The sequence below is a fragment of the Altererythrobacter chaiwopuensis genome (genome assembly GCF_054957755.1).
This window is the reverse complement of the sequence record NZ_JBTXJG010000001.1, coordinates 2,075,008-2,101,445: the sequence shown is the minus strand read 5'-3', so window position 1 is coordinate 2,101,445 and position 26,438 is coordinate 2,075,008. Positions and strand designations below refer to the sequence as shown.

The following is a 26,438-nucleotide window of genomic DNA, read 5'->3' as shown; positions in this document are numbered from 1 at the left end:
GTTCAGCCGCCGCTTGCGACCAGCCGCCCGCCGCGGCGGCGGCCCATCTGGATATTGCCGGCATTGGCGATTGGGCCTCCCTGGCTCACTTTTTCGCCAGCTATGCCAATCAGCCGGTCCTGCCCCAGCGTGCGTTCGAATTCGACACCGCAGGCCGTCTCGCTCGTCCAGATCACCTTGCAGAATATCTCTTCATTGCCGAGCACCAGCCAGCCCGTCACCCCTTCGCGCGGCGGAGCACTGGTTTCCAGCTTTGCCCCACTGTCAGAGATATTGGCCATGTGGCACGGGCGATCGCCTGCGATGGTGCGAAAGCACACGGGAATGTCGATGGTGAACCTGACGTTACGCCGCCGCTCTGTCTGAGCGGCCCGCAATCTTGCTTCGTACAGGCTCATCGCTCGCTTTTCTCCATTGATTTGAACAGCGTGATGGCAGGACATCGATGAAGAAGGATTGGCAAGCTAGGTTAGTCGAAATTAACCAAATTCGGCGGCGAGCGAGACAAACTCTTCAACGCTAAGTGTTTCGGCGCGGCGTTGCGGGTCTATTCCCAGCCTTTCCAGTGCATTGAGCGCGCCGGGTACAGCTTTCAGGCTTTGGCGCAGCATCTTGCGGCGCTGGCCGAAGGCGGCCTCTGTAACCCGTTCGAGCGTGCGCGCCGATACGCCCGCAGGGGCCGCGCCCGGAGTTACATGCACCACTGCACTCATCACCTTGGGCGGGGGTGTGAAGGCGCTGCGATGCACCTTCATCGCCAGCCTGGCGTCACTACGCCATTGGGCCAGGACGGCAAGACGCCCATAGGTGCCGTTGCCGGGATGGGCCACGATCCGCTGCGCAACCTCGAGCTGGAACATCAGCGTGAGTGAACTCCACTGCGGCGGCCATGCTTCTCCGCCCAGCCACTTCACGAATAGTGCGGTGCCAACATTGTAGGGAAGGTTGGCGACCACTGCGAAAGGTTCACCCTGCATCAGCGCGCCATGGTCGAACTTCAACGCATCGCCTTCGATTACGTTGAGCTGGCCGGGATAGGCTTCACCCAGTTCGGCCAGCGCGGGAAGGCAGCGCCGGTCCATCTCGATCGCGGTCACTCGCGCCCCCGCCTTAAGCAACGCGCGGGTAAGGCCGCCCGGACCGGGGCCGACTTCCAGCACCGCCTTGCCATGCAGATCGCCGGGAATCGCGGCGATCCGGTCAAGCAATTGCGCATCGAACAGGAAATTCTGCCCCAGCGCCCTGGATGCGCTGAGCCCGTGCCTGGCTATGACTTCGCGTAGCGGAGGCAGGTCAGCCATGCGCCGATCGCCGCGCTGCCATCTCGCCCGCCATGCGGATCGCCGCCACCATGGCGCCGGGATCGGCCAAGCCTGTGCCCGCGATGTCGAAGGCGGTGCCGTGATCGGGCGAGGTTCGGATGATCGGCAGGCCCAGCGTGACATTGACGCCCTGATCGAAATCGAGCGCTTTCAGCGGGACCAGCGCCTGGTCATGATACATCGCCAGCGCCACATCATAGCTGGCGCGCTTGTGCGGGGCGAACAGCGTATCGGCAGGATGAGGGCCGGTGGCATCGATCCCTTCCTGCCGCAGTACTGCAATAGCGGGCGCGATAATGTCGATCTCTTCGTGCCCCATGCGCCCGCCTTCACCGGCATGCGGATTGAGCCCGGCAATGGCCAGGCGGGGGCGCTCGATCGCGAAATTGCGCGTCAATGCGGCGGCGGTAATCCGCGCCTTGTGGCAAATCAGCTCGATGCTCAGCAAGCCCGGCACGTCCGCAATCGCACAATGCACGGTCAGCGGCACCGTTCGCAGGCTTGGCCCTGCCAGCATCATCACTGCGTCACGTTCCGGTACGCCGCAGGCGTTGGCGAGAAACTCTGTCTGGCCGGGAAATGCGAAGCCAATTTTGGCCAGTTCGGCCTTGGCAATCGGGGCGGTCACCATGGCACTGGCTCGCCCGCTGACAGTGAGCTGTGCAGCCTCGCCGAGCGATGCCAGCGCCATCCGCGCACCCGCACTGTCAGGTTGGCCTGGAGTATAGCGCGCGGCCGCACCAGCGGTAGAAGTGCCGCCGATTACCGGCAGGCCGCGGGCAAAAGCTGCCGCGGTTTCAGTCGGTTCGGAAATCTCGATTATCGGGCAATCGATGCCCCGCTTTTGCGCTGCTTCGGCGAGTATATCTGCCCCGCCAACCACGAAAAACGGGGCCAGTTTCGATTTCGCCCGCAGCGCCCAGGCGGCAATGATCAGTTCCGGCCCAACGCCCGCCGGATCACCCAGCGAAACGGCGATCGGCGCGGGCTTCAGAGCGCTCAATTGTATTCGATGAAGGCGTCGTTGCGCAGATCGCGCAGGTAACGCTGTGCGCGTTTGTTGATGCGCTCATCTTCGAGCTGGCCCATCAACTGGTCAAAGCTGGGGCCGCTATCGACCTGCGGATCGTCGCGTCCGCACAGCATCAGCACGCGCACGCCTTCCTCGATTGATCCGAACGGCGGGGTGGACTGGCCAAGCTGAAGGTTGAGCACGATATTCTGCAGCTGCTCGGGCAGCGCGCGCACACGAATCTGGTCGTTGGTAACGACATTGGCGCCCAGGGCCGCCGCTGCTGCATCGGCATCGCCGCAGCCGCGCATCGTCTGCACTCCCGCAGCAAAGGCATCAACCTGTGCGACGGCTTCTTCGTCGGTCAGGCCGGGAGCGAAACTGATCGAGATCTGCTTCAGGCTGAGCAAGGCATCGCGCGGGTCAGCCATCAGCACCTGGCGCTTGTCGATCAGGTACAGGATCGAAAAACCGCCGGGAATCTCGACCGGGCCAAATAGCTGGCCGGGCTGCATTTGCTGTGCCGCAATGGCGAGTTCGCTGGGCAGCTGGCCCAGCCGCACGAAACCCAGATCCCCGCCAACAGCAGCGGTAGAGGCTTCGGAAAATTGCCGCGCATAGGCAACGAAGCTGCCGCCCTGCTGCAATTGTTCCATGATCTGCTGGGCATTCTGGAGCACAGCATCGCGGTTCTCAGGGGTAGCCGAAAGGAAGATCTCGCCAAGCCGGAATTCATCCGTTCCGCGCGAATCCTCCATCCGCTTGAGCAGTTCGTTGACCTCTTCTTCCGAGACATTGACGAATGGCGAGATATTGCGGCGGAGCAGGTTCTGCCACGCAAGCTCGCCTTCGATCTGTCGCTTCAGCGACGCGGGCGACGATCCGATCGAGCGCAGATATTCATCCATCGCCCCCGGCTCCTGGCCGAAATTCTGTGCGGCAAGGGCATTGTATCGCTGGTCAACTTCGGCCTGAGAGACTGTTATCTCCTGCGAACTGGCAGCCTGAATCTGCAGCGTCTCGTCGATCAGGTTTCGTAGCACCTGCGTGCGCAGCCGCTGCATTTCCCCTTCGCTGATCTCGTTGCGTGACGCCGAAATCACGAGCGCTACGCGCTGTTCAACATCGGTTCCGGTGATGACCTGTCCGTTGACGATTGCGGTAGCGGTGCGGACATTGGGATTGGCCTTTCCCATGATCGAGATGTTCGCCGGGATCCCCAGCGGATCGTCGATCGGCGGGGCATTCTGCGCGCCAAGCCCGGCAGGCGCGGCGATCATGCCGGCTGCCGCCAGCGAAAAAAGGACATTATTGAGCTTTATGCGTGTCACGCGTTCATTCCATCTGCTGCGCTGGTCAGCGCCAAATTTGTCATTCCACCACTGGCAAGCCGCGGCTTAACGCTGGCTGAGCCGATCGGGTGCCGGTAAGTGGCGGACCAGATAACGGGTTTGCCCCCGCGTGCCAACGCAGGATTGCAATACGGTCCCCCGGCAGGCACGCGGCGATTGCCACATCAGCGCAGCCCGAAGTTGCGCAAGGCGAAGGTCAGCTGGAACGTATCGCCGCGTTGGGCGTCGCCAGCGGTCACAAAGTCGCGCCGCCAGGTCAGGCCCAGTTCAAGCGTTTCGTCGCGATAGGCGATGCCGAGCCGCGTGCGGATTGGATCGAAGCCATCGCTTAAAAAGCGCGGGTCTTCGTCACGATCAGTCAGGTTGATGACGCCAGAGCCGAAAATTGACCAATACCTCGCAAAAGCGAGGCGACCTGCCGCGCGCAATTCCTCGCGGTCCTGCAAATCCTCGAATGCCTCGATATTGCGATCGAGGCGAAGATAGCCGACTTCGACATAGGTGCGTTCATCGCCCACCGTCGCATCGAATTCATTGCGGCGGATCTGCAGCTTGTCCTTGTCAAGGCGAAACCTGTGCGTGAACTTGACGAAATCGCGGAAGCGCACCTCGGTTCGCCCGACATAGTCAGACTTGCGCTCCGACAAGCCGGTGCCGTCGGGCAGGATCGCTCCTGCTGTGTCGAAGCGATAGGATTGGCCGACCGTGCTCTTTATCCGCCAGCCGGGGCGCCGAAGCTCCCAGTCTAGCCCGTAGGTCAGCCGCACCCCATCTTCCACCCGGTCATATCCAGGGAAGCGATTAAGCGCAAACAGGTTCGAATCCTCCAGATCAATTGCGCGCGCATCTTCATTGGGGATCGCCATGTTGCGGATCGGCGGCGTGGCAACCAGTTGCAGCCGCGGCTTGAGCACTTGCGTGCCGCCAAATGCTTCGCCCACAAAAGGCCATTCGACGTCGATCGCGCCAACCGCGACTGCACGGCCCTGCCAGCCTGAAATGCCGCGATAGACTTCTGTTGGGGTAAGGAAGTTCTCGTCGCTGTGATAAACGTCACCGCGGGCGAGGGCTGTGACGGTCACGAGCTGGCCCAACGGGGTCAGCTGCCGCATGTCCCAGCGGGCCGATGCGAAGGCACGCTGCGTATCCTGCCCGTCGCGGCGGGTCAGACTGAGCGTGTTGGCCTGGAATTCGACTGTGCCGCCCACGATCGGATCGGTCAGGCGTCGGCGATAGTCCATGACCGGCAGCGCCACCGGAACCTGGCCCTGCGACGCCTCAAGACGAAGCGACTGCGTTGCCCAGCCAGCCAGGGAGAAATAGGATTGGCTGTCAATCCGTTCGATGTTGACGGTCGAGCGCAGGCGGTCATCGCGGCTGATGTCATACCGGCGCAGGAAAGTGCGGTCGCTGGCGCGCCGCAGGGATCCGGTTACGCTCCATTCGGGTGTGAACTGGAAGCGGCCATTGGCGAACAGATAGCCGCGCAGATCGCGTTCGGTTTCCGGCTCGCCGGTAAAGCTGGAAATGCGGCGGCTGTGCGTGGCAAAGCCGGTGATCTGATAGGCGCCGCGGTCGACCTGGTGGCGCCACTCGGCCGAAACCATCGGTGCGACCTCGGTGTAGGCATAGGTTCCTAATGTCAGGTCCATGTTGTCGGCCAGGCGCCAGTAATAGCTGCCGCTGACTTCAACGCCGTTTGATTGCGAGACCCGCAGATCGGGCATAATGAAGCCGGAGACGGCGCGCCCGTCTGTGCGGAATGCGAGCCCGGGCATCGGCAGGATACGCGCGCCGAACAATTCGAGCACTGCACCATTGAAACTGACCCGGCTTTCGGATGGATCGAACACGATCCGTCTGGCGGTGATACGCCAGCTTGGCGATCTGCCGCAGCCTTCCGGTGTGATGTCCGGGCACGCTGCGTAGGTGGCATCACGCAACACCACGGTGCCATCCTCGCCGCGCTCGCCCGCTCGCGCTGCCAACCTGCCACCGGCACGCAGGGCAACCAGCAACTCGCCCATCGCCCCGGCCTCAAAGCGATCGGTTAACTCGACCGACTCAGTGAACAGCTGATTCCCGCCGGCATCGACCAGGCGGACATTGCCATCGGCATAGATCGTGCCCTGGCGCCGGTCCCAGCGCACCTGATCGGCGCGGACCGACTGGTCCTCGCTCGAAAGCAGCACATCGCCGCTCGCAGTTATGACATCTGCCTCATTGTCATATTCGAGATTGTTGGCTTCGAACTTTACCGTGCGCCCATCACTGCGGGGCACCTGATCACCGGGCGCATCCCCGGCGGCAAGGTCCGGCGCCATGCTGGCGTGCGGGGGCGTGCCTTCCAGGACGGATGCCGGTTCGTCCTGCGCCATCGCCGGATAGGCACCGGCAAGTACCAGAACGGCACAGGCGGCGCCGATCACAGGCAAGCGGCAAAAGGAGGCGTGCAGGCATTGCTGCGGCGGCGGGGACATGGTCTTGCCTATCGCACCGCTCGCGCCTAATCGCAATCGCCATTAACCGGCGGGTCGCTGTGCGGCGCTCCGCTCGCCTTGCCTGTGCAAGCAATCATCCCTTTCGGAGTACTCATGCAGATTAATTTCAGTGACACCGCGCCCGCCAACGCCCGACTGATAGCCTATCTGGCGAACAAGGACGATCTTCCTGCGCGGCTTGAACGCCCGATTGTCGATGGCGCCGCAGCAGCGCGATTCAAGGGCAATGCCGGGCAATTCTTTGAAAGCTTTGTTGAACGTGACGGGCAGGTGGTTCGCGTGGCGCTGGCCGGGATGGGCGATGCCAACGCCACGGCTGACAAGCGCGCAGAAGGGCTGGAAAAGGCCGGTGCGGCGCTCGCTGCCAAGTATCTTACTTCGGGCGAGACCGATCTGGTGCTCGATTTCGCGGGCAGCGGGGTCGATGCGGCAGGTGCCGCGGCCGTGTTGCTGGGCCTGCGCCTGCGCGGCTGGCGGCATGACGAATACCGCACGCGGATGAAGGACGAACAGAAGAGGACGCTCGCGACCGTAACCGTGATTTCCGCGCCTGATGGTGCGGAGCAGGCATGGGCCGATGCGGCGGCGGTGGCCGAAGGTGTAGAGTTCACTCGCGAACTGGTGGCCGAGCCTGCCAACAAGATTTATCCGCTCAGCTTCGTCGAACGCTGCGAAGAGCGCTTCGCCGGAACCGGCGCAGAGCTGATGGTGCTGGACGAAGCGGCAATGGAAAAGCTCGGCATGGGCGCGCTGCTGGGCGTGGGGCAGGGCAGTGAACAGCCTTCGCGCCTGCTGGCGATCAAGTGGCTGGGCGGCAATGCGGGCGATCCGCCGGTTGCCTTCGTAGGCAAGGGGGTAACCTTCGACACCGGCGGGATTTCGCTTAAGCCCGGTGCGGGCATGTGGGACATGAAGTGGGACATGGGCGGCGCAGGCGCAGTCGCGGGCGCGATGCTGGCGCTCGCGAAACGGAAGGCCAGGGCCAATATCATCGGCGTGGTCGGCCTGGTCGAGAACATGCCCGATGGCAAGGCGCAGCGCCCGGGCGACATCGTGACCTCGATGAGCGGTCAGACGATTGAGGTGCTCAACACCGATGCCGAAGGGCGGCTGGTGCTGTGCGATGCGCTGACCTGGACCCAGCGCGAATTCTCGCCCTCGCTGATCGTCGACCTTGCAACCCTGACAGGTGCGATGATCATTTCGCTCGGCCATGAGCATGGCGGCATGTTCGCCAATGATGACGATCTGGCCGATGACCTGCTTGAAGCGGGCAAGGGCGTGGGCGACAAGCTATGGCGGATGCCGCTGGGCGCGGCCTATGACAAGCTGATCGATTCGCCGATTTCGGACATGAAGAACATCGGCCCGCGCGAAGCGGGTTCGATCACGGCGGCACAATTTCTCAAGCGTTTCATCGAGAATGGCACCCCTTGGGCGCATCTCGATATTGCGGGCATGGTGTGGGCGGACAAGCCGGGCCGCACCTGGGACAAGGGCGCAACCGGATATGGCGTGCGCTTGCTTGACCGCTTTGTCCGCAATGCGCTGAAGGGTTAGGCCGCGGTGCGCCTGCTCTTGAAGTGCGCAGGGGCAAGGCGGGCGTGACAACGCGCGTCGATTTCTACCAGCTCAGCCGCGATCCGGTCGAACGGGTCGCGGTGATGCTTGCACGCAAGGTGATACAAGCGGGCCAGCGCCTGTTGGTGGTGAGCGAGGATCCGGGCCAGCGCGCGGTAATCGGGCGTGAATTGTGGCGCGCCGGGCCGGAAGAATTCCTCGCCAATGGCGAAGCCGATGGCGCGCACGCCGAACGCCAGCCGATCCTGCTTTCCGACCGGGCTGAGGCAGCCAATGGTGCCCGCATGGTGCTGCTTGCCGACGGGAAGTGGCGCCCCGAAGCGCTGCAATTCGACCGCGCGCTGCTGCTGTTCGGTGCAGCGGAAACCGGGGCAGCGCGCGCGCTGTGGCGCGAGCTTGACGATGCCGAGGGCGTGACGCGCGAGATCCACAAGCAGGATGAAGGCGGGCGCTGGCGGGCTGGCGGTTGACCCGTTCGTTGCGCACAGGGCTTGCAGTGGCTGCAGCACGGCGCTAGTGGCGCGCGCAACTCCAGAACAGCCCCCAAATCGCAAGGAACACGAACAATGGCGGTTACCCGCACCTTTTCGATCATCAAGCCCGATGCCACGCGCCGCAACCTGACCGGCGCGATCACCAGGATGCTGGAAGAAGCCGGCCTGCGTGTTGTCGCCTCGAAGCGGATCCACATGACGCGCGAACAGGCCGAAGGCTTCTACGCGGTGCACAAGGAGCGCCCCTTCTTCGGCGAGCTGGTCGATTTCATGATCAGCGGCCCGGTGGTGGTGCAGGTGCTCGAAGGCGAAGACGCGGTGAAGCGCAACCGTGACATCATGGGCGCCACCAATCCGGCCGATGCTGCCGAAGGCACCATCCGCAAGACTCATGCGGAATCGATCGAGGCCAATTCGGTCCACGGTTCGGACAGCGACGAGAACGCCGCGATCGAGATCGCGTTCTTCTTCAAGCCCGAAGAAATCGTCGGCTGAAACCCGGCCGTATCAAGCTTTTCAAGGGGCCGCTCCGTTTGAGGCGGCCCTTTTTGATTCGGCTGCGCGAGCCGGTGATTCGCAATGCGGGCGTACAAATGGTACCTTGATCCGAGGGTCGCTGGTTCCACTCGGGGAGGAGTTATGGGACGAGTGATTGTCATGGCGGCGGCGCTGATCTGCTACGCCGCGTTTTTCGCAAGCTTTGTTTATCTGGTCGGCTGGGTAGGCGGATTCGAATTCATGCCGACGCATGTCGACAAGGGGCTGGCTGCACCGCCCCTGACCGCTGCGCTGATCGATACCGGGCTGATCGCGCTGTTTGGCATCCAGCATTCCGTAATGGCACGCAAGGGGTTCAAGGCGGGCTTGACAAAACTGATACCCGCTGCGTCCGAACGCAGCATCTATTGCCTCGTGACCGCACTGGTGCTGGCGATGATCTTCAGTTTCTGGCATCCGATCGAAGGATTTATCTGGTCGGTTGGAAATGACACCGCCCGCATGGCGATCTGGGGGTTGTTCTGGCTGGGCTGGACCATCCTGTTCATATCGACCTGGCTGCTCAACCATTTCGAGCTGTTCGGATTGCAGCAGGCCTGGCACCATCTCACCGGCAAGACCGCCGCACCTTCCCGAATGCGTACCCCGTTTTTCTACAAGCTGGTGCGTCACCCGATCTACACCGGGTTCTTCATCGCCTTCTGGGCAGCGCCGGACATGAGTTATGGCCACCTGCTCGCGGCGACGGGCTTCACCATCTATATCATGATCGGCATTGCCTACGAGGAACGGGACTTGCAGGCGGTATTTGGCGAAGAATATGCCGAGTATCGCAAGCGGGTGGGGGCGTTCATCCCGGGGATCGGCAAGGCCTCCTAACCCCCGGCCCGCGAAACATAGGCGGCCAGCGCGCGCGGATAGAGCTGGTGTTCGGCCAGCTTGACCCGCTCGGCCAGGGTTTCGGGCGTGTCATCGGGCAGGATCGCCACTTTGACCTGATCGAGGATCGCACCCGAATCGAGTTCGGGCGTGACGAGGTGGACTGTCGCGCCGCCATGGCTGTTACCTGCGGCAATTGCGCGGGCATGGGTGTCCAGCCCCTTGTATCTGGGCAGCAGGGAGGGGTGGATGTTGAGCATTCGCCCTTCCCAGCGAGTGACAAACTCATCTGACAGGATCCGCATATAGCCTGCCAGTGCGATATATTGCGCGCCTGCTGCGCGCACCGCGCCTTCCATCGCCGCGTCATGTTCGGCACGCGTCATGCCCTTGTGGCTCAGCGCGAAAGTGGTGATCCCTTCGGCCCGGGCCAAGGTCAGACCGGCGGCTTGGGGATTGTTGCTCGCGACCAGCACAATCTCGTAGGGGCAGCCGTCGAGGCGGCTGGCATCGAGCAGCGCGGCCATATTGGTCCCGCTACCGGAGATGAAAATCGCAACTTTTGCCTTTACAGGCCCCGTTTCAGGCCCCGTTTCAGGCATTATGCGTTGCGCTCCATTCGGCCTTGGCGCTCCACGTGCCCTGAGTGCCGCGCACGGTGCAGCCGCGCTCGCCTGCTTCGATCGCGCCAATCATGAAGGCGGTCTCACCCGCTGCGCCGAGCCGCTCGAGCACTGCTTCGACCTTGTCCGGTGCAACCGCCAACACCATTCCCATGCCGCAATTGAAGGTGCGCGCCATCTCGCCCGGCTCGATATTGCCCTGCGCCTGCAGGAAGGCCATCAGCCGCGGCTGCTCCCAGCTATCGGCATTGACTACGGCATGCGCGCCCTGGGGCAAGATGCGCGGGATATTCTCGAGCAATCCGCCGCCGGTGATATGCGCCAGGGCGTCCACCAGCCCTTCGCGGATCAGCGGCAACAAGCTGGAGACATAGATTTTCGTCGGCTCGATCAGCACATCGATCAGCAAACGGTCCGCATCGAACAGGGCGGGGCGGTCAAGCTTCCAGCTCTTGTCGGCGGCAAGGCGGCGAACCAGCGAATAGCCGTTCGAATGGACGCCCGAGGAAGCAAGGCCGATCAGCACGTGGCCCGGTGCCACCTTCTCGCCCGTCAGCTGCTCCCCCCGCTCGACCGCACCAACGCAGAAACCCGCCAGGTCGTAGTCTCCCGCACTGTACATGCCGGGCATTTCCGCCGTCTCGCCGCCGATCAGTGCGCAGCCCGCCTGTTTGCAGCCCTCGGCGATCCCCGCGATGACCCGTTCGGCCACGCCGTTGTCAAGCTTGCCGGTGGCGAAATAGTCGAGAAAGAACAGCGGTTCTGCGCCCTGCACGATCAGATCATTGGCGCACATGGCGACAAGGTCGATGCCGACTGTGTCATGGCGGCCGGAATCGATCGCCAGCTTGAGCTTGGTTCCCACGCCATCATTGGCAGCGACCAGCAATGGATCACGGTATCCGGCTGCCCTGGGATCGAAGAACCCGCCGAAACCGCCGATCTCGGCATCTGCGCCCGGGCGCCTGGTTGCCTTGACCAACGGCCCGATCGCCTTGACCAGGCGGTTACCCGCGTCGATCGAGACTCCGGCGTCTTCATAGGTGTAATTTGCGGGCGGCTTGTCGCTGATTGCCATAATGTGCATCGCTTTAGCCTTTCGCGCTTGGAATTCCACTCGCCTTTGGGCAAAAGGCGTCAGCTTTTCCCCGATGACCGCATTCCTTTCCCTTTTGCGCCTGACGCCAACGCTTTCCAGCCGCCACTTTGTGCGTACCGGGCTGGGACTAGGCTTGTTCCTCACACTGGCGCTGGGCTTTGCGGCCCTGGTGGCGCAGGTGGCGGGCGACCGCGGCATTCCCCCGGTTGCAGCCAGCAGCGACATCGAAGTCAGCGGGATCGAGGTGGATGTGAGCGCCGACAGTGCAGAGGAAGCGCGCGAGCGCGGCTGGAGTGAGGCGCAGCGCAAGGCGTGGAAGCAAATCAATGGCCCCGACTTGCCGCAGCGCGATATAGAAGCGATGGTTTCGGCAGTGGTGATCGAACGCGAGTTGATCGGTCCCCGTCGCTATCAGGCGAAGCTGGGGGTGATCTTTGATCGCACCCGCGCTGCGCAATATCTGGGCGGCGGAGAGGGCGGGCGGCCTTCGGCACCCATGCTGCTGCTGCCGGTGGTCGCCAGTGCGGGCACATTCACCATGTACGAAGTGCGCAACCCGTGGCAGCGCGCCTGGGCCGAATTCAATCCGGGCACAAGCCGGGTCAATTACCTCCGCCCGGCCGGGGCAGGGGGAGATTCGCTGCTGCTCAACCATGGGCAAACGATGCGCCGCAGCCGCGCGTGGTGGCGGGTTGTGCTGGACCAGTTCGGTGCAGCCGATGTACTGATGCCGGTCGCCATGCTCGAATACAGCTATCCCGGTGGGCCCGTGAATGGCACCTTCACCGCACGATATGGGCCCGACAATCGCTATCTCGACAGTTTCCGCATGAGCGCCGATTCTCCCGCGGAATTGCCGGATATGCTGGGACAGGCAGTGCGGCGGTTTGACCGGCTGTTCGAGGATGCGCTCGATCGCGGGGTGCTGAGGCCGGATCCCACACTTGACGATGACACAGCGATGATCGTCGATCCCGCGATCGCCCGGCTGATCGAGATTGGCCGCGCTATCGAGGCTCGCGAGGCAGCGATGGAGGCGGAGGCAATGCGCACAGGGCCCGCCGCCGGGCCAAGCGAGGCTCCGGCAACTGCGGTTGTGAGTGCCTATGTCGTGCAATTCGCAAGCCCCGATGCGGCATCGATCGATGCCACGCTGGCAGCCGTCCGCGGCGTTCCCGGTGTGCGAGGGGCGGCCACCACCAGCCTTGCCTTTGGCGGAACCTCGGTAATGACGGTGAGCTATGCCGGCTCGCTTGGCCAACTTGCTGCGGCGCTGCGCGCGCGCGGCTACACAGTGCAGCAGGGCTCTGACGCGCTTGCTATCAGCCGTTGAGCGGATGTGGCCGTGCCGTCCCAAATTGCACTTCCCCTGACGCTTCCCGGCAGCGGCAAGCCCAGCCGCGTAATGATCGGAAATGCCAACCAGTCCGCCTATGAAGCGCTGGCCAAGCCCGCAGGCTGGCCCTTCAACAGCGCCGTTCTCACCGGCCCGCCGCGTTCCGGCAAATCGCTGCTGGGCCAATGGGCCGCAGGGCAGGGTATAGCGGTAATCGACGATGCCGAGCGCAGGGACGAGGCAGAGCTGTTCCACCGCTGGAACCGCGCGCAGGCCAGCGATGAGCCGCTGCTGATTATCTCGAACAAACAGCCGTGGGAAATTGCGCTGCCCGATCTGCGGTCGCGGCTGGGCGGTTCGCTGCAGCTCGAAATCGGCGTTCCCGATGATGATATGGTGGCCCGGCTGATCGAGGCGATTGCGCAGCAGCGCGGGCTCGCGCTGGCCGATGGCGCGCTCGAATATCTCGTGCCCCGCGCCGAACGCAGCTTTGCCGATATCGAGAGACTTGTTGCCGCAATCGACCGCCTCAGCCTTGAACGCAAATCACCTGCCACCATGTCTCTGTGGCGTGATGCATTGGAGGCCGTACAGGGGCCGGAGCAGGCACGCTTGCTTTGAAGCGCGTTTGGTGGGAGTATTTGACCATGTTTGACCGGCTCAAAGCCTATCTTGACTCTGTCCACGCGCGCGATCCGGCACCGCGATCGCGGTGGGAAATCCTCTTTTATCCAGGTGTTTGGGCGCTGTTCTTCCACCGGATTGCGCACTGGCTGTTTGAGGCAAAGCTGTTCTTCCTGGCACGATTGGTGAACCACTTCTCACGTTTCCTCACGGCGATTGACATCCATCCAGGCGCACAGATCGGGCGAAATTTCTTTATCGACCATGGCTTCACGGTGATCGGCGAAACTGCGGAGATCGGTGATAATGTGACGATTTACCAATGCGTCACCCTGGGCGGCACAAATCCGGCCAATGGCAAGGGCGGTAAGCGCCACCCCACCATTTGCGACAATGTCATTATCGGTTCGGGTGCGCAGATTATCGGCCCGATCACTGTGGGTGAACGGGCGCGAATAGGCGCCAATGCGGTGGTGACAGACGAGGTGCCTGAAGGGGCGACGATGATCGGCCTAAAGGCGCGGTCAACCCTGGTATCGGCAGAAGAATGGGTGCGTGAGTTTATCCCCTATGGCACGCCGTGTGACGATCCGTGCGCGGAAACGGGCAAGTTAGGCCGCGATTGCGTGGAGAAGCTTGAAGGCGAGATCGCCATGCTAAAGGCGGAAATCGCGGCAATCAGGGAAGCTGTATCTCCACCGGCCTTATCGTCACGCAGCGGGACTGACGATTGATGAATTCGGGTATGCGATCCGGCCAGCCCGGCTCGGTCGTTGCCTTTCCCCCTCGTGTGGCAGGCCAGATCGGCTTCGATCGTGCCGAGTTGCAGCGTATCCTTGACCTTTACGGCCGCATGGTCGCCGCCGGTGAGTGGCGCGACTATGCGATGGACTTTACCCGCGATGTAGCGGTGTTTGCCGCTTTCCGCCGTACTGCCGAACATCCACAGGCTCGGCTCGAGAAGCGACCGGCATTGCGCAATCGGCAGGGTATGTGGACGCTGTTCGGCGAGCATGGCCATGTCCTCAAGCGCGGTCACGAACTTGCGGGCGTATTGGCGCTGGTAGAGCGGCGGTTGATGAAAGCGGTCGAGGGCTAGCAAAAATGAAAAGGGCCCGCGCCGCCGCGCGAGCCCCCTTCGGTTGATTGCGAAACCTGATCTCAGGCAGCAGCGGCAGTTGCCGGCAGGCGCGCCTGCAAGTCTTGCGGCAGCGGGTGCACCACGGCGCGGCGGATCGGCGTCCAGAAGGCCGAGAGCGTCAGCAATGCCGAGCCGATCACCAGCGCAGTAAGCGCGACGTTGAGTTCCACCGCACCGAAGCGGTCGAACAGGAAGGTGAGCGCAGCTAGAACATAGGCCAGCGCTGAGACCAGCAGTGCGCGGCGATCGATCGCCAGGGCAACCACGCCCATTGCGACATAGACCACCAGCACGCCAATTGCCGCGCCCAGTCCGATATTTTCGCCGCCGGTCACACCCAGCCAGTGGAACAGCGGGTGCGCAATCATCGGTGCGGCGAGCAGGTGCAGCCAGAAGGCCACGTCGCTGCGCCGCGTTTGGCGCTCGCGATCACTCGTGTCCCAGCGCATGGCGACGAGGAAAATTGCCACCCCGGCAACGAAGACTAGCGGCAGCAGGATTGTTTCGTTGACCAGTGCAGGGCCGATGGCGGTCACTATCAGGCCGATGGCGGCCACAGCCAGCGCGGCAGCGCCCGCTGCAACGGTGATCGGCACCATGAAGCGGCGCCAGTGCATCCAGGCGGCCCCAGCTGTGACCAGCGCTGCACCAGAGATCAGCAATCCCGGCAAAACCTTGTTCGCGCCGAAATCATCGCCGCCGAACACCAGCAGGATCAGCCCCAGCAAGGTTACGAAAGTACCACCGACAAAGGCCAGCAGCAAAACGATGCTGGGCAGCGCCATGTGGCGTTGCCGCGTGAAATATTCGGCCATACCCCAGGCTGCGCCCGCGATCAGCAGGCCTGCAAGCGGGGGCGGGCCGTCGCCCACCGGCATCAGCGCCTGGCCGATGCCGCCCATCGCCACCAGCAGCAGCACTGCGGCGATGGTGACGAAAATGTCGTTGAAGCTGTTGATCAGGCGGAAATGTTCTTCGTCAGTGGCGGGCGCATTGCGCATCTGGCGCACCGAGTTTCGCAATGCATCTGCCGCGGCAACGCTGATCGCGCCGCTCGCGACTGCCTGGCGCAGATCGTCTTCTGTATACATGAGGCGTACCTCTCCCTGTTGATGGGGGAGAGATACGCCTAGTGTATTACTGTGTCAATACAGCAGCCATCACCCACGCGCGCTGGCCGGGCCGGTGCCTGTCACCTTCTGCATTGCCTTCAGGATATTGGCGCTCTGTTCGCTGCCGCTCTGCGGGGCGGTGAGGTTGGTGAAGGAGGAGATCTTTTCCCAGTTCTCGGCAAAACCTTCGACCGTGCGCTGGCCTTCGGGCAGCCATACGGCATCGTTCATCACCACCCACGAAGAGTGATAGCCGCCCGCACCAGCGCCCACGATCGCATTGGTCGGGGCGTCTTCGCTGACGAGGAACAGCGCGGCCGGAACCACGTTGACCGGATCGAACAGTTTGAAGGCTTCTTCAGGAAACAGGTCTTCGGTCATGCGCGTACCCGCGACGGGCGAGAGCGAGTTGACCTTGATGTTGTATTTCGCGCCTTCAAGCTGCAGCGTCTTGGTCAGGCCAGCCAGGCCCAGCTTCGCCGCGCCGTAATTGGCCTGGCCGAAATTGCCGAACAGGCCGGTTGAGGATGCGGTCATCAGGATGCGGCCATAGGCCTGCTCGCGGAAGGTTTCCCAGCACGCCTTGGTGACGAAGGCCGAACCGGTCAGGTGCACCTTGAGCACGAATTCGAAATCTTCGGGGCTCATCTTGGCGAAGGTCTTGTCGCGCAGCACGCCGGCATTGTTGATCAGCACATGCACGCCGCCCCACTTCTGCTTGGCGTCGGCAACCATCTTTTCCATCTGCTCGTATTCGGTGACCGAACCGCCGTTCGACATGGCCTCGCCGCCCATGGCCTCGATTTCCTCGACCACTTTGAGCGCCATGTCCGAATGGCCGGTGCCATCGCGCGAGCCGCCGAGATCGTTGACCACGACCTTTGCGCCGCGGCGCGCCAGCTCCAGCGCGTATTCACGGCCCAGCCCGCCGCCAGCGCCGGTGACGATCGCAACCTTGTCCTTGAAATCGATGCTCATGGGGGTTTCTCCTGCTTCCAGCCAGTACCTGGCCTTACGTTTGCGTCAATCTGTGCGGCGGGTTGGCAGTTTCGTGCCATTCTTGCAACCGCACAATGGCCAAAGCGCTATGCCGTAGGGTCAATTTGCCCGATTCAGAGCCGTTCCAGCGCGGGAATCAGCTCGCTGAGCGAATCGATTACAGCATCGGCGCCCAGCTCGTGCGGGGCGCGGTCGCAATAGCCGTATCCCGCCGCAATCACTGGCACATTTGCCCCGCGCGCGGCGCGCACATCATAGGTCGAATCGCCGACAAACACGAACCTTTCCGCGCCGCAGCGCCGCTGTGCCTCGATGACCGGATCGGGCGCCGGCTTGGCGAGATAGCTGCCATCTGGCCCGCGGCCCATCGAATCGCCGCCGATGATCGCCACGAAATGATCCGCCAGGCCCAGTTCGGTCAGCACCTTGGTGGCAAATCCTTCAAACTTGTTGGTCACCACTGCCATCTGCACCCCGCGCCTGGCGAGCTCGCTCAGCACCTGCTCCGCGTGCGGATAGGGGCGAGTGTAGACCGCATTGTGGTCGGCATAATAGGCCAGCATGGCCTTGTAGAGCGCGCGGAAATCATCCTCTGGCATGCCGCCCTGCGCATCGACAGCCCTGGCCAACATGATCTTGGCACCGCCGCCGATCAGGTCCTTGGACGAGCCGACCGGCACCGGATCCAACCCGCCCAGCTCAAGCGCATGGTTCACTGCCGCGCCAAGATCGCGAAAGGTATCGAGCAGCGTGCCATCGAGATCGAAGCCCACGCCCTGGAAGGGAAAATCAGCCATGGGTGCTGCGGTGGCGGATGGTTCTTCAAACCGCAAGCGTTTGGTGCCATGAAGCGCGGATGAGAGATTTAGCCGCAATCGTTCTTGCCGCAGGCAAGGGTACCCGCATGAAGAGCGACCTGCACAAGGTGCTGCACCCGATCGCGGGGCGCCCCATGCTCGATCATCTGCTTGCTTCGCTGGGAGAGCTGACCCCCAAGCAGACTGTGGTGGTGGTGGGCGACAAGGCGCAGCAGATCGAAGGGGCGATGGCGGGGCGTGCGCTGACGGTGAAGCAGGAGCCGCAATTGGGCACCGGGCATGCGGTGCAGCAGGCCGAAGGCGCGCTGGCCGGTTTCAGCGGCGATGTGCTGGTGCTTTATGGCGATGTACCCTTTGTGCGCGCCGATACCATGCGCATGATGCTGGCGCGGCTGCATGGCGAAGGTGATCCGGCGGTGGTGGTGCTGGGCTTCGAGCCTGCCGATGCGGGGCATTACGGGCGCGTGATCGCGGATCAGGCCAGCACGATCTCGAAGATGGTGGAATTCAAGGATGCGAGCGAGGTGGAGCGCAATTGCAGCCTGTGCAATTCGGGCCTGCTCGCGGCGCGCAGTACCGATCTGTTCACGCTGCTGGAGCGGGTTGGCAATGACAATGCGCAGGGCGAGTATTACCTGCCCGATGTAGTCAATATCGCGATTGCCGACGGGCGAACCTGCGCGGTGGTCATTTGCGATGATCCGGGCGAAGTGACCGGCATCAACAGCCGCGCCGAACTCGCCGCCGCCGAGGCGCAGTGGCAGGCCGCGCGCCGCGAGGCTGCGATGGCCGATGGGGCAAGCCTGCGCGCGCCTGAAACGGTGTTCTTCTCGCATGATACGCAGCTTGGCCGCGATGTAACGATCGAGCCCAATGTCGTGTTCGGCCCCGGTGTCAGCGTTGCTGACGGGGCGACGATCCACGCCTTCAGCCATCTCGAGGGTGCCAGTGTGGGCGAAGGCTGCTCGGTCGGGCCCTTTGCCCGCCTCAGGCCCGGCGCGGTGATGGAGCAGGGCAGCAAGGTGGGCAATTTCGTCGAGATGAAGGCTGCGACGCTGGGGGCGGGGGCGAAAGCAAACCACCTCACCTATCTCGGCGATGCGACGGTGGGCGAATATGCCAATATCGGCGCGGGTACCATCACCTGCAATTATGACGGTTATTTCAAATACCGCACCGAGATTGGGCCGCGCGCTTTTATCGGTTCGAACAGCGCGCTGATCGCGCCGGTGCGGATCGGCGCGGACGCGATTGTTGCGGCGGGCAGCGCAGTCAGCAGCGATGTGGGCGACGGTGATTTGCGGATGGTGCGCGGCGAGCAGATTGTGAAACCGGGCTGGGCAGACCGATTCCACGATACGATGAAAAAGAAAAAAGCCGCACAGCAGAAGAAGGATTGAGACGCCTGTGTGCGGTGATGACCAGCTTGCTTGTTGGCTGTGCGATCGGCCCTTCGGAACCTTGATCCAATGGCATCATCCGGTGCCCAGGGCGAAGAAGGGCCGGATCAAGGTGCCTGTGCACGCGATCTGCCACCAGGCCATTCACACCAACTTCACCAATGCGCAGCTCGGCCGGATGGGGGATGATCTGGCGGCGATCCGCGCGCATCCCGAGATCGCGAAATTCGTTAAATGGGTAAGCACCAAGCCGCCCGACTTTCACGCACCAACCAGGATTAGGTGAGCAAAAGCGGGCGGCTGGCCAGGGTCGCCGGTACTCAGGCCTTTTCACGCGGCTGGCAGTCGCGCTGGCGCGCTTCGGGAGGCTTTTTTGGTTGTGCGGCGTCGCCATGGCGCGGGCCGAGTTGCCGTTCCCACTGGCGAAATTCGCTGTGACTGAGCAGATAGCGCCAGCGCGCTTCGTCAAAGCTTATCAGCTTGTCACGCACCGCGCGAACAACCTCGGCCTTGCGCGCCTCAGTCCAGTTGATGTCATGCGATTTGGGCAGGCCGGCGCGCCTGATTGCGTCAGCTACGGTCTCGTGCGGGGCATAGGGCATGGTACTTCTCCGTTATGGCCCCCCTATTGCCCGTAAATCATCGGTTTCGTGGGTTAATTTCAGCCTATCAGCATTGGTTTAGGGCGCATTAGCCATCCCAATCGTGCCTGCGTTGCGGTGGATCGTTGGTGCACGACGCAAAAGGGGCGAGCCGCCTTGGCCCGCCCCCTTAATACTGCGCCGACGAGCGGGCCTTACTTCGCCGCAGGTTCATCCATCAGCCGCTGCATGAGGTAGACATATTGCAGTGCCTGGAGCTGCGCGCGCTGCTCATTGTCAACTCCGCCCGAATGGCCGCCGGTCGTTTCCTCATAGTAATAATATGGCTGGCCCAGTGCCTTGAGTTTGGCCGCGCCCTTGCGTGCATGGGCAGGATGGGTGCGGTCATCCGCGGTCGAGGCCCACAGGAACGGCGCGGGGTAATCGACGTCCTCCACGATCTTCTGATAGGGCGAATAGCCCTCGATCCAGGCGCGCTGTTCGGGAATGCGCGGATCGCCATATTCGCCGATCCATGATGCGCCGCGCCCGATCAGGTGATAGCGCAGCATGTCGAATAGCGGGATCTGAACGATTGCTGCGCCAAACAGGTCCGGCCGCTGGGTAAAGGCCGTGCCCACCAGCAGCCCGCCCTGGCTACCGCCCTGAATGCCAAGATGCTCAGGGCTGGTGAAGCCCTTCGCCACCAGGTCCTCGGCAATGGCGATGAAGTCATCCCAGGTGCGCTGCTTGTTCTCGCGGATCGCGCTCTGGTGCCAGTTCGGCCCGAACTCGCCCCCGCCGCGCATATTGCCCAGCACATAAGCGCCGCCATTTTCCAGCCACAGCTTGCCGGTAGAGCCGAGATAACCGGGCAGGCGCGGCACCTGGAACCCGCCATAGCCGGTCAGCAGCGTGGCGGTGGAGCCGTCCATTTTCATGCCCTTGGGCTTGACGATGAAATAGGGAATTTTCGTGCCATCAGCCGATGTGGCCTCGTGCTGCTCTACCTCCATGCCGGCGGGATCGAAATAGGAGGGCGAGGTCTTGATGGGTGCAGGGGTGCCTCCATCAGCATAATATAACGTCGTCGGATGGAGGAAATCGGTTACCGTGAACATGATCTGGTCGGTTTCATCCGACGAAGCGGCAATTCCCAGCGTCGCATTGTCGGGCAGGTCGACCGGCGAGAGCACCCATTGGCCATCCTCGAAATCGAACCGCACAACCTTGCCCACCACATTGTCGAGCATGCTGACAAACAGCGAGTTGCGGGTAATCGATCCGCCCTGCCTGGTCTGGCGTTCACCCGGTGCCCATACCAGCGTCTTTTTCGCGCCGTTGGGATCAGCCTTCCATTCCTCCAGATTGACCGCGACCAGCGAGTCCGCCGGGAATACCTGACCCTGCGTTTCCCAATCGACATCGGTCGAGAACAGGATGTGCCCGTCGACAATGCCATAGGGCGATGCCTTGAGGGGAATGTCGAGTCGCAGCCATTCGCCGTCCTTCTGGAAATAGTGTTCGGTTTCATGGAAGCTCACCGCGCGGAAGGCAGTCATGCCATGGATCACCGCCTTGCCATCGCGCAGCAGACTGGCACCCGACCACACGTCTTTCGGCGAGCCGCGGAAGATTTCCGGTGCCTCATCGATGCTTGTGCCGCGCTTCCATTCGCGAGTGGTATAGGGATATTCGCTTTCGGTTTTCAGCTCGTCGCTGAAGTTACGCGTGACGAGGAGTGTATCCCGGTCAACCCACTGGATGTTACCCTGGCTTTCGGGCAATTCGAACCCGCCCCCAGAATCGGCAGACACAAAGCTTTTGGTGTGGGTGTCGAATTCGCGCAGCACGGTGGCATCCTTGCCGCCATCGGATAGTGCAATCATGCAGTGGCGCTGATCGGGCGGCAGGCAGGTCGAACCCTGGTATACCCATTCGCGCCCTTCTGCCTTGGCCAGCGCGTCCACATCCAGCACCACTTCCCATTGCGGCTCTTCGGTCCGGTAGCTTTCCAGTGTGGTGCGGCGCAGCAGCCCCTTGGGATTGGCCTTGTCCTGCCAGAAATTATAGAGCCCATCGGGGCGAAAGCTGACAAAAGGAATGCGGTCATTGCTGTCGAAGATCGCCAGCGCTTCGGCCTTCAGCTTCTCGAAGCGCGGATCACCGGTGAAAGCTTCCAGTGTGCGGGTGTTTTCGTTCTCGACCCATTCAAGCGCCTTGGGATCGCGCGCTTCCTCGAGCCAGATATAGGGATCCTGCTCGGCGCCGGGGATGCCCGTCTCGTCGATGTGATTGTCGGCTGACGCGGTTGCGGTTGTCATGGCAAGCGCACCTGCCAAAGCAAGTTTGGAAACAAGTTTCAAAAATCCTCTCCACGGGAAAGCGACCAGAGCCCGCCTTGGGGCTGCAATGCGGATAATCCTACTACCTTGTATCGGTTCCGCAAATGAAAAGGGCGACCCGTGGCCGCCCCTTTGCATTCGGGTTTTCAAAGCAGCGATCAGCCTTCGACGTGCTCCGCCAGTACAGTCAAGCCAGCGTCGCCGACTTCGGCAAAGCCGCCGCGCACTTCGATCAGCTCGGGCTGCGCGCCGTCGGACCTGTAGACCTGCACAGCGCCATCGCGGATAGTCGACATGAAGGGCGCGTGGCCTTCCAATACGCCGAACTCGCCTTCCGCACCGGGGACGACCACCATGTAGACGTCCTCGCTGCGGACAAGCCGTGCCGGCGTTACGAGTTCGAAGTGCAGTGCCATTGCGTTTACGCGTCCTCAGCCAATTTCTTGGCTTTTTCGACCGCCTGGTCGATGCCGCCAACCATGTAGAAGGCCGCTTCGGGCAGGTGATCGTATTCACCTTCGACCACGGCCTTGAATGACTTGATCGTGTCTTCCAGCTGCACGAACACGCCCGGGATATTAGTGAACACCTCGGCAACGTGGAACGGCTGCGAAAGGAAACGCTGGATCTTGCGGGCACGGGCCACGGTCAGCTTGTCCTCTTCGCTCAGTTCGTCCATGCCCAGAATGGCGATGATGTCCTGCAGGCTCTTGTACTTCTGCAGCGTTTCCTGAACCTTACGCGCGGTTTCGTAATGCTCCTGGCCCACAACCCGCGGTTCGAGGACGCGGCTGGTCGAATCCAGCGGGTCAACCGCCGGATAGATGCCGAGTTCGGAGATTGCACGGCTCAGCGTGGTGGTCGCGTCCAAGTGAGCGAACGAGGTTGCCGGGGCCGGGTCGGTAAGGTCATCGGCGGGGACGTAGATCGCCTGCACCGAGGTGATGGAGCCCTTGGTGGTCGAGGTAATGCGCTCCTGCAAATTGCCCATGTCGGTGGCCAGTGTGGGCTGATAGCCCACCGCCGAAGGAATACGGCCAAGCAGCGCCGACACTTCCGAACCCGCCTGCGTGAAGCGGAAGATGTTGTCCACGAAGAACAGCACGTCCTGGCCTTCCTCATCGCGGAAATATTCCGCCATGGTCAGGCCCGACAGCGCCACTCGTGCGCGCGCGCCCGGCGGCTCGTTCATCTGGCCGAACACCAGCGCCACCTTCGATCCTTCGCTGGTGGCATTGCCATCCGCGTCCTTGGCGATAACGCCCGCGTCAAGGAATTCGTGATAGAGGTCGTTGCCCTCGCGGGTGCGTTCACCCACGCCCGCAAACACGCTGACGCCGCCATGGCCCTTGGCGATGTTGTTGATCAGCTCCTGAATCAGCACGGTCTTGCCCACGCCAGCGCCGCCGAACAGGCCGATCTTGCCGCCGCGCGCATAGGGGGCGAGCAGGTCGATCACCTTGATGCCAGTAACCAGGATCGCCGCTTCGGTTGACTGGTCGACGAACAGCGGAGCCTCGGCATGGATCGGGGCAGTCTTTTCCGCACCGATCGGGCCGCGCTCGTCGATCGGCTGGCCGATAACGTTCATGATCCGTCCCAGTGTCTTGGGGCCGACAGGTACAGAGATCTGCGAGCCGGTATTCACCACTTCCTGGCCGCGGGTAAGACCTTCGGTCGCGTCCATCGCGATGGTGCGCACCGTGTTTTCGCCAAGGTGCTGCGCAACTTCGAGAACTAGCGTATTTTCGCCGTTCTTCGTTTCAAGCGCGGTCAAGATAGCGGGCAGTTCGGCGGGGAACTGCACGTCGACGACGGCGCCGATGACCTGGCTGATCGTGCCGTTGGTGGTCTGGTTCAATGCGGGTGCGGTTGCCATTTTCTGTGTCCTGCCTTGCAGTTTATCAGGCGCCTTGGGCGCAAACGGTTTCAGTGTCGACAACGGTCCATTCACCGTCGCCAGGGGTCAGAGTGGCCGAATGGCGAAGATATTCGTCTTCACCCAGGCCATAGTTGCAAATAACGTCAGAGGAGCCGAAGCCCGCGCGCTTGCACACGGAAGTGCTGACCGGCTTGGCCGAAGGGCATGCCTTGGCGATGGTTGCGGCAAACACGCCCTCGTCGGGCGCGGGCAGGGCGGGCACTTCCGGCTCTGCCACGGCGGTTTCGGTCGGCTGCGGCGCAGGAGCTGGCTCTTCGCCGCAAGCGGCAAGTGCGAGAACGGGCAAGAGGGCAAGGGCAATCTTTTTCACAATTACTATCCGTTTCTAAAGCGCTTCTGCGCCGGCAATGATTTCGATCAGTTCGGTAGTAATCGCGGCCTGGCGACTGCGGTTGTACTGGATCGTCAGCTTGTTGATCAGGTCGCCCGCGTTGCGCGTGGCGTTATCCATTGCGGTCATCGAGGCGCCCTGTTCGGAAGCCTCGCGTTCGAGCAGCGCCCCAAACAGCTGTGTCTTCACATAGCGTGGCAGCAGCTCTTCCAGGATTTCCTCTTCGCCCGGCTCATATTCGACCACGGCATCACCTGCGACAACGGTTTCGGGCGAGGGAACCGGGATCAATTGCACGGTCGTCGGATCCTGTGCCAGCGCCGACTGGAAAGTCGGGTAGATCAGGTGCGCAACATCGAACTGATCGTTGTCAAACATGACGACCAGTTCCTTGGCGATATCGTCGGCCTCTTCGAAACCGGGGGTGCGCACGCCGGAAGTATCGAAAAACTTGGCGATCCGCTCTGCATGGTCGCGCTTGATTGGCGCGCGGCCCTTTTTGCCGACGAGGTAAAACTGCACGTCCCTGCCCGCGGCGATCAACGCCTGCGCCTGCTTCTTGGCCTCTTTCACGATATTAGCGTTGAGGCCGCCGCACAGACCCTTGTCGGTGTTGACCACAACCAGCAGGTGGCGCTGGTTGCTACCGGTGCCGGCCAGCAGCTTGGGCGCGCTGTCCCCGCTGACCTTTGCTGCCAACGAAGCCATCACCGCGCTCAGGCGTTCGGCATAGGGGCGCGCCGCTTCGGCAGCCGCCTGCGCACGGCGCAGCTTGGCGGCTGCGACCATCTGTTTGGCCTTGGTGATCTTCTGGGTCGACTTGACCGAGTTGATCCGACCTTTGAGTTCTTTCAGCGAGGCCATGCTGGCTCTCCTAGTGTGCTCTCAGGTTCAGGCGAACTGCTTGGCGAAAGCTTGCAGCGCGGCTTTGGTCTTGTTCGCAGTTTCGCCTTCGAACTTGGTGGTTTCGCGGATTTCCTTGAGGATATCGGCGTGCTCGGCCCGCATATAGGCCAGCATCTGCTCCTCATACTCGGTCACCCGGTCAACCGCGATCGCATCGAGATAGCCATTGGTACCGGCATAGATCGACACGGTCTGCTCTTCGAAGGGCAGCGGCGAAAACTGCGGCTGCTTGAGCAGCTCGGTAAGGCGTGCACCGCGGTTGAGCAGCTTCTGCGTGGCGGCATCGAGGTCCGAACCGAACTGGGCGAAAGCCGCCATTTCGCGGTACTGTGCCAGCTCGAGCTTGATCGAGCCGGACACCTTCTTCATCGCCTTGGTCTGCGCGGCGCCGCCCACACGGCTGACCGACAGGCCAACGTTAATTGCCGGGCGGATGCCCTGATAGAACAGGTCCGTCTCAAGGAAGATCTGGCCGTCGGTGATCGAGATCACATTGGTCGGAATATAGGCCGATACGTCGCCCGCCTGCGTTTCAATGATCGGCAGCGCGGTGAGCGAACCGCCGCCATTGGCTTTGCTCATCTTTGCCGCACGCTCGAGCAGGCGGCTGTGGAGATAGAACACGTCGCCGGGGTAAGCTTCGCGGCCCGGCGGGCGGCGCAGCAGCAGCGACATTTGGCGGTAAGCCACAGCCTGCTTCGAAAGGTCGTCATACACGATCACGGCGTGCATGCCGTTGTCGCGGAAGAATTCGCCCATCGCGCAGCCGGTGTAAGGCGCGAGATACTGCAACGGCGCCGGTTCCGAAGCGGTTGCAGCGACGACGATCGAATATTCCATCGCGCCGTTTTCTTCGAGCTGGCGCACGATCTGCGCCACGGTCGAGCGCTTCTGGCCCACCGCGACATAGATGCAGTAGAGCTTCTTCGATTCGTCGTTCGACGCGTTGGCACCCTTCTGGTTGATGAAGGTGTCGATCGCGACGGCGGTCTTGCCGGTCTGGCGGTCACCGATGATCAGTTCGCGCTGGCCGCGGCCGACGGGCACGAGTGCGTCGATCGCCTTGAGGCCGGTCTGCACCGGCTCCGAAACGGATTCGCGCGGGATGATGCCCGGCGCCTTCACTTCGACGCGGCTGCGCTTTTCAGCGACGATCGGGCCCTTGCCGTCAATCGGATTGCCCAAGGCATCGACCACGCGGCCCAAGAGGCCCTTACCCACCGGCACGTCAACGATAGTGCCGGTACGCTTGACGACATCGCCTTCCTTGATCTCGGCGTCAGAGCCGAAGATCACGACGCCGACATTGTCGGCCTCGAGATTCAGCGCCATACCCTGAACGCCGTTGGCAAATTCCACCATTTCACCGGCCTGAACCTTGTCGAGGCCGTGGATGCGGGCGATGCCGTCACCCACCGAAAGGACGGAGCCGACTTCGCTCACTTCGGCCTCTGTGCCGAAATTGGCGATCTGGTCCTTGATGACCTTGGAGATTTCTGCGGCGCGGATTTCCATTTTCAGCCTTTCATCGAATCTTCGGGC

27 protein-coding genes are annotated in these 26,438 nt (G+C 62.4%); 10 read left to right on the top strand and 17 right to left on the bottom strand.

The features are described from left to right. Positions 1-2 precede the first annotated feature (2 nt). The 5 genes from ACX2DJ_RS10345 to ACX2DJ_RS10325 all read right to left on the bottom strand — a co-directional run bounded on the left by ACX2DJ_RS10345 (position 3) and on the right by ACX2DJ_RS10325 (position 6,166). Positions 3-398, bottom strand: a complete 396-nt coding sequence (locus tag ACX2DJ_RS10345) for a PilZ domain-containing protein (protein ID WP_462572445.1) — start codon at positions 396-398, stop codon at positions 3-5. Between the two features lie 81 nt (positions 399-479). Beyond that, positions 480-1,301, bottom strand: coding sequence for a 16S rRNA (adenine(1518)-N(6)/adenine(1519)-N(6))-dimethyltransferase RsmA (gene rsmA / locus ACX2DJ_RS10340; RefSeq protein ID WP_462572444.1), 822 nt, complete (start codon positions 1,299-1,301; stop codon positions 480-482). Further along, positions 1,294-2,325, bottom strand: coding sequence for a 4-hydroxythreonine-4-phosphate dehydrogenase PdxA (gene pdxA, locus ACX2DJ_RS10335; protein WP_462572443.1), 1,032 nt, complete (start codon positions 2,323-2,325; stop codon positions 1,294-1,296). Before pdxA ends, rsmA begins: the two co-directional genes overlap by 8 nt. Continuing rightward, positions 2,322-3,614: a peptidylprolyl isomerase gene (locus ACX2DJ_RS10330; protein WP_462572591.1), complete on the bottom strand. Its 1,293-nt coding sequence runs from the start codon at positions 3,612-3,614 to the stop codon at positions 2,322-2,324. Before ACX2DJ_RS10330 ends, pdxA begins: the two co-directional genes overlap by 4 nt. Positions 3,615-3,850: 236 nt before the next feature. Further along, entirely contained in the window at positions 3,851-6,166 is a 2,316-nt protein-coding gene (locus tag ACX2DJ_RS10325; protein ID WP_462572442.1) for an LPS-assembly protein LptD, read from the bottom strand. A gap of 114 nt (positions 6,167-6,280) precedes the next feature. Here ACX2DJ_RS10325 and ACX2DJ_RS10320 point away from each other — a divergent pair, with 114 nt between their 5' ends. The 4 genes from ACX2DJ_RS10320 to mddA all read left to right on the top strand — a co-directional run bounded on the left by ACX2DJ_RS10320 (position 6,281) and on the right by mddA (position 9,639). Further along, entirely contained in the window at positions 6,281-7,747 is a 1,467-nt protein-coding gene (locus ACX2DJ_RS10320) for a leucyl aminopeptidase (RefSeq protein ID WP_462572441.1), read from the top strand. Between the two features lie 44 nt (positions 7,748-7,791). After that, entirely contained in the window at positions 7,792-8,238 is a 447-nt protein-coding gene (locus ACX2DJ_RS10315) for a DNA polymerase III subunit chi (RefSeq protein WP_462572440.1), read from the top strand. Positions 8,239-8,334: 96 nt separating this feature from the next. Then, complete coding sequence (ndk, locus tag ACX2DJ_RS10310; protein WP_462572438.1) at positions 8,335-8,757, top strand: nucleoside-diphosphate kinase; 423 nt, start codon at positions 8,335-8,337, stop codon at positions 8,755-8,757. Between the two features lie 144 nt (positions 8,758-8,901). Beyond that, on the top strand, positions 8,902-9,639 hold the full coding sequence (gene mddA / locus ACX2DJ_RS10305; protein ID WP_462572436.1) for a methanethiol S-methyltransferase: 738 nt from the start codon (positions 8,902-8,904) through the stop codon (positions 9,637-9,639). On the opposite strand, the gene purN is transcribed toward mddA, so the two are convergent. Both purN and purM read right to left on the bottom strand, forming a co-directional pair. Beyond that, a complete protein-coding gene (gene purN, locus ACX2DJ_RS10300; protein WP_462572435.1) occupies positions 9,636-10,241 on the bottom strand; it encodes a phosphoribosylglycinamide formyltransferase in 606 nt (201 codons plus the stop codon). The two genes, mddA and purN, sit on opposite strands and share 4 nt — an antisense overlap. Beyond that, positions 10,234-11,340 (bottom strand): phosphoribosylformylglycinamidine cyclo-ligase, encoded by a 1,107-nt coding sequence (purM, locus tag ACX2DJ_RS10295; protein WP_462572590.1) that lies wholly within the window; start codon positions 11,338-11,340, stop codon positions 10,234-10,236. The genes purN and purM overlap by 8 nt, the downstream gene beginning before the upstream one ends. 73 nt (positions 11,341-11,413) lie before the next feature. Between purM and ACX2DJ_RS10290 the strand changes: the two genes are divergently transcribed. From ACX2DJ_RS10290 to ACX2DJ_RS10275, 4 genes are read left to right on the top strand one after another with little or no spacing between them, the layout of a single operon-like run. Continuing rightward, positions 11,414-12,694, top strand: a complete 1,281-nt coding sequence (locus ACX2DJ_RS10290; RefSeq protein ID WP_462572433.1) for a heavy-metal-associated domain-containing protein — start codon at positions 11,414-11,416, stop codon at positions 12,692-12,694. Positions 12,695-12,700: 6 nt separating this feature from the next. Continuing rightward, the gene (locus tag ACX2DJ_RS10285; protein WP_462572432.1) at positions 12,701-13,318 is read left to right on the top strand and encodes an HdaA/DnaA family protein; all 618 of its coding nucleotides are present in this window, start codon (positions 12,701-12,703) and stop codon (positions 13,316-13,318) included. Between the two features lie 26 nt (positions 13,319-13,344). Then, a complete protein-coding gene (gene epsC / locus ACX2DJ_RS10280) occupies positions 13,345-14,055 on the top strand; it encodes a serine O-acetyltransferase EpsC (protein ID WP_462572431.1) in 711 nt (236 codons plus the stop codon). An 11-nt stretch (positions 14,056-14,066) separates the two neighbouring features. Further along, positions 14,067-14,420: a DUF2794 domain-containing protein gene (locus tag ACX2DJ_RS10275; RefSeq protein ID WP_462572588.1), complete on the top strand. Its 354-nt coding sequence runs from the start codon at positions 14,067-14,069 to the stop codon at positions 14,418-14,420. Between the two features lie 62 nt (positions 14,421-14,482). Here the strand turns inward: ACX2DJ_RS10275 and ACX2DJ_RS10270 are convergent, their stop codons facing one another. From ACX2DJ_RS10270 to ACX2DJ_RS10260, 3 genes are all read right to left on the bottom strand, one after another. Further along, positions 14,483-15,553, bottom strand: coding sequence for a hypothetical protein (locus ACX2DJ_RS10270; protein WP_462572430.1), 1,071 nt, complete (start codon positions 15,551-15,553; stop codon positions 14,483-14,485). Positions 15,554-15,622: 69 nt separating this feature from the next. Next, positions 15,623-16,552 (bottom strand): SDR family NAD(P)-dependent oxidoreductase, encoded by a 930-nt coding sequence (locus tag ACX2DJ_RS10265; RefSeq protein ID WP_462572429.1) that lies wholly within the window; start codon positions 16,550-16,552, stop codon positions 15,623-15,625. 134 nt (positions 16,553-16,686) lie between these two features. Then, the gene (locus ACX2DJ_RS10260) at positions 16,687-17,370 is read right to left on the bottom strand and encodes an HAD-IA family hydrolase (protein WP_462572428.1); all 684 of its coding nucleotides are present in this window, start codon (positions 17,368-17,370) and stop codon (positions 16,687-16,689) included. A gap of 59 nt (positions 17,371-17,429) precedes the next feature. Here ACX2DJ_RS10260 and glmU point away from each other — a divergent pair, with 59 nt between their 5' ends. After that, positions 17,430-18,791 (top strand): bifunctional UDP-N-acetylglucosamine diphosphorylase/glucosamine-1-phosphate N-acetyltransferase GlmU, encoded by a 1,362-nt coding sequence (gene glmU, locus ACX2DJ_RS10255; RefSeq protein WP_462572427.1) that lies wholly within the window; start codon positions 17,430-17,432, stop codon positions 18,789-18,791. Between the two features lie 61 nt (positions 18,792-18,852). Next, complete coding sequence (locus ACX2DJ_RS10250) at positions 18,853-19,077, top strand: HNH endonuclease (protein WP_462572426.1); 225 nt, start codon at positions 18,853-18,855, stop codon at positions 19,075-19,077. A 34-nt stretch (positions 19,078-19,111) separates the two neighbouring features. On the opposite strand, the gene ACX2DJ_RS10245 is transcribed toward ACX2DJ_RS10250, so the two are convergent. From ACX2DJ_RS10245 to atpA, 7 genes are all read right to left on the bottom strand, one after another. Further along, a complete protein-coding gene (locus ACX2DJ_RS10245) occupies positions 19,112-19,393 on the bottom strand; it encodes a DUF1153 domain-containing protein (RefSeq protein ID WP_462572425.1) in 282 nt (93 codons plus the stop codon). 194 nt (positions 19,394-19,587) lie between these two features. Then, positions 19,588-21,696, bottom strand: coding sequence for a prolyl oligopeptidase family serine peptidase (locus ACX2DJ_RS10240; RefSeq protein WP_462572424.1), 2,109 nt, complete (start codon positions 21,694-21,696; stop codon positions 19,588-19,590). A 179-nt stretch (positions 21,697-21,875) separates the two neighbouring features. After that, complete coding sequence (locus ACX2DJ_RS10235) at positions 21,876-22,133, bottom strand: ATP synthase F1 subunit epsilon (RefSeq protein ID WP_462572423.1); 258 nt, start codon at positions 22,131-22,133, stop codon at positions 21,876-21,878. A 5-nt stretch (positions 22,134-22,138) separates the two neighbouring features. Then, positions 22,139-23,596 carry a F0F1 ATP synthase subunit beta gene (gene atpD / locus ACX2DJ_RS10230; RefSeq protein WP_462572422.1) on the bottom strand — a complete coding sequence of 486 codons (1,458 nt, stop codon included), beginning with the start codon at positions 23,594-23,596 and terminating at the stop codon, positions 22,139-22,141. 25 nt (positions 23,597-23,621) lie between these two features. Next, positions 23,622-23,969 carry a hypothetical protein gene (locus tag ACX2DJ_RS10225; RefSeq protein ID WP_462572420.1) on the bottom strand — a complete coding sequence of 116 codons (348 nt, stop codon included), beginning with the start codon at positions 23,967-23,969 and terminating at the stop codon, positions 23,622-23,624. A 15-nt stretch (positions 23,970-23,984) separates the two neighbouring features. Then, complete coding sequence (locus ACX2DJ_RS10220; protein ID WP_462572418.1) at positions 23,985-24,854, bottom strand: F0F1 ATP synthase subunit gamma; 870 nt, start codon at positions 24,852-24,854, stop codon at positions 23,985-23,987. A gap of 27 nt (positions 24,855-24,881) precedes the next feature. Next, positions 24,882-26,411, bottom strand: a complete 1,530-nt coding sequence (gene atpA / locus ACX2DJ_RS10215; RefSeq protein ID WP_462572417.1) for a F0F1 ATP synthase subunit alpha — start codon at positions 26,409-26,411, stop codon at positions 24,882-24,884. Positions 26,412-26,438 lie beyond the last annotated feature (27 nt).

Excerpts from the sequence above, each read along its gene's own strand:
- ACX2DJ_RS10345 (WP_462572445.1), bottom strand. The coding sequence starts at position 398 with ATGAGCCTGTACGAAGCAAGATTGCGGGCCGCTCAGACAGAGCGGCGG.
- ACX2DJ_RS10265 (WP_462572429.1), bottom strand. The coding sequence starts at position 16,552 with ATGAGCATCGATTTCAAGGACAAGGTTGCGATCGTCACCGGCGCTGGC.
- ACX2DJ_RS10245 (WP_462572425.1), bottom strand. The coding sequence starts at position 19,393 with ATGCCCTATGCCCCGCACGAGACCGTAGCTGACGCAATCAGGCGCGCC.
- ACX2DJ_RS10235 (WP_462572423.1), bottom strand. The coding sequence starts at position 22,133 with ATGGCACTGCACTTCGAACTCGTAACGCCGGCACGGCTTGTCCGCAGC.
- ndk (WP_462572438.1), top strand. The coding sequence starts at position 8,335 with ATGGCGGTTACCCGCACCTTTTCGATCATCAAGCCCGATGCCACGCGC.
- ACX2DJ_RS10275 (WP_462572588.1), top strand. The coding sequence starts at position 14,067 with ATGCGATCCGGCCAGCCCGGCTCGGTCGTTGCCTTTCCCCCTCGTGTG.
- ACX2DJ_RS10320 (WP_462572441.1), top strand. The coding sequence starts at position 6,281 with ATGCAGATTAATTTCAGTGACACCGCGCCCGCCAACGCCCGACTGATA.
- atpA (WP_462572417.1), bottom strand. The coding sequence starts at position 26,411 with ATGGAAATCCGCGCCGCAGAAATCTCCAAGGTCATCAAGGACCAGATC.
- ACX2DJ_RS10240 (WP_462572424.1), bottom strand. The coding sequence starts at position 21,696 with ATGACAACCGCAACCGCGTCAGCCGACAATCACATCGACGAGACGGGC.
- ACX2DJ_RS10330 (WP_462572591.1), bottom strand. The coding sequence starts at position 3,614 with ATGATCGCCGCGCCTGCCGGGCTTGGCGCGCAGAATGCCCCGCCGATC.
- ACX2DJ_RS10220 (WP_462572418.1), bottom strand. The coding sequence starts at position 24,854 with ATGGCCTCGCTGAAAGAACTCAAAGGTCGGATCAACTCGGTCAAGTCG.
- ACX2DJ_RS10290 (WP_462572433.1), top strand. The coding sequence starts at position 11,414 with ATGACCGCATTCCTTTCCCTTTTGCGCCTGACGCCAACGCTTTCCAGC.
- glmU (WP_462572427.1), top strand. The coding sequence starts at position 17,430 with ATGAGAGATTTAGCCGCAATCGTTCTTGCCGCAGGCAAGGGTACCCGC.
- ACX2DJ_RS10270 (WP_462572430.1), bottom strand. The coding sequence starts at position 15,553 with ATGTATACAGAAGACGATCTGCGCCAGGCAGTCGCGAGCGGCGCGATC.
- ACX2DJ_RS10260 (WP_462572428.1), bottom strand. The coding sequence starts at position 17,370 with ATGGCTGATTTTCCCTTCCAGGGCGTGGGCTTCGATCTCGATGGCACG.
- purN (WP_462572435.1), bottom strand. The coding sequence starts at position 10,241 with ATGCCTGAAACGGGGCCTGAAACGGGGCCTGTAAAGGCAAAAGTTGCG.
- rsmA (WP_462572444.1), bottom strand. The coding sequence starts at position 1,301 with ATGGCTGACCTGCCTCCGCTACGCGAAGTCATAGCCAGGCACGGGCTC.
- ACX2DJ_RS10325 (WP_462572442.1), bottom strand. The coding sequence starts at position 6,166 with ATGTCCCCGCCGCCGCAGCAATGCCTGCACGCCTCCTTTTGCCGCTTG.
- atpD (WP_462572422.1), bottom strand. The coding sequence starts at position 23,596 with ATGGCAACCGCACCCGCATTGAACCAGACCACCAACGGCACGATCAGC.
- purM (WP_462572590.1), bottom strand. The coding sequence starts at position 11,340 with ATGGCAATCAGCGACAAGCCGCCCGCAAATTACACCTATGAAGACGCC.
- mddA (WP_462572436.1), top strand. The coding sequence starts at position 8,902 with ATGGGACGAGTGATTGTCATGGCGGCGGCGCTGATCTGCTACGCCGCG.
- epsC (WP_462572431.1), top strand. The coding sequence starts at position 13,345 with ATGTTTGACCGGCTCAAAGCCTATCTTGACTCTGTCCACGCGCGCGAT.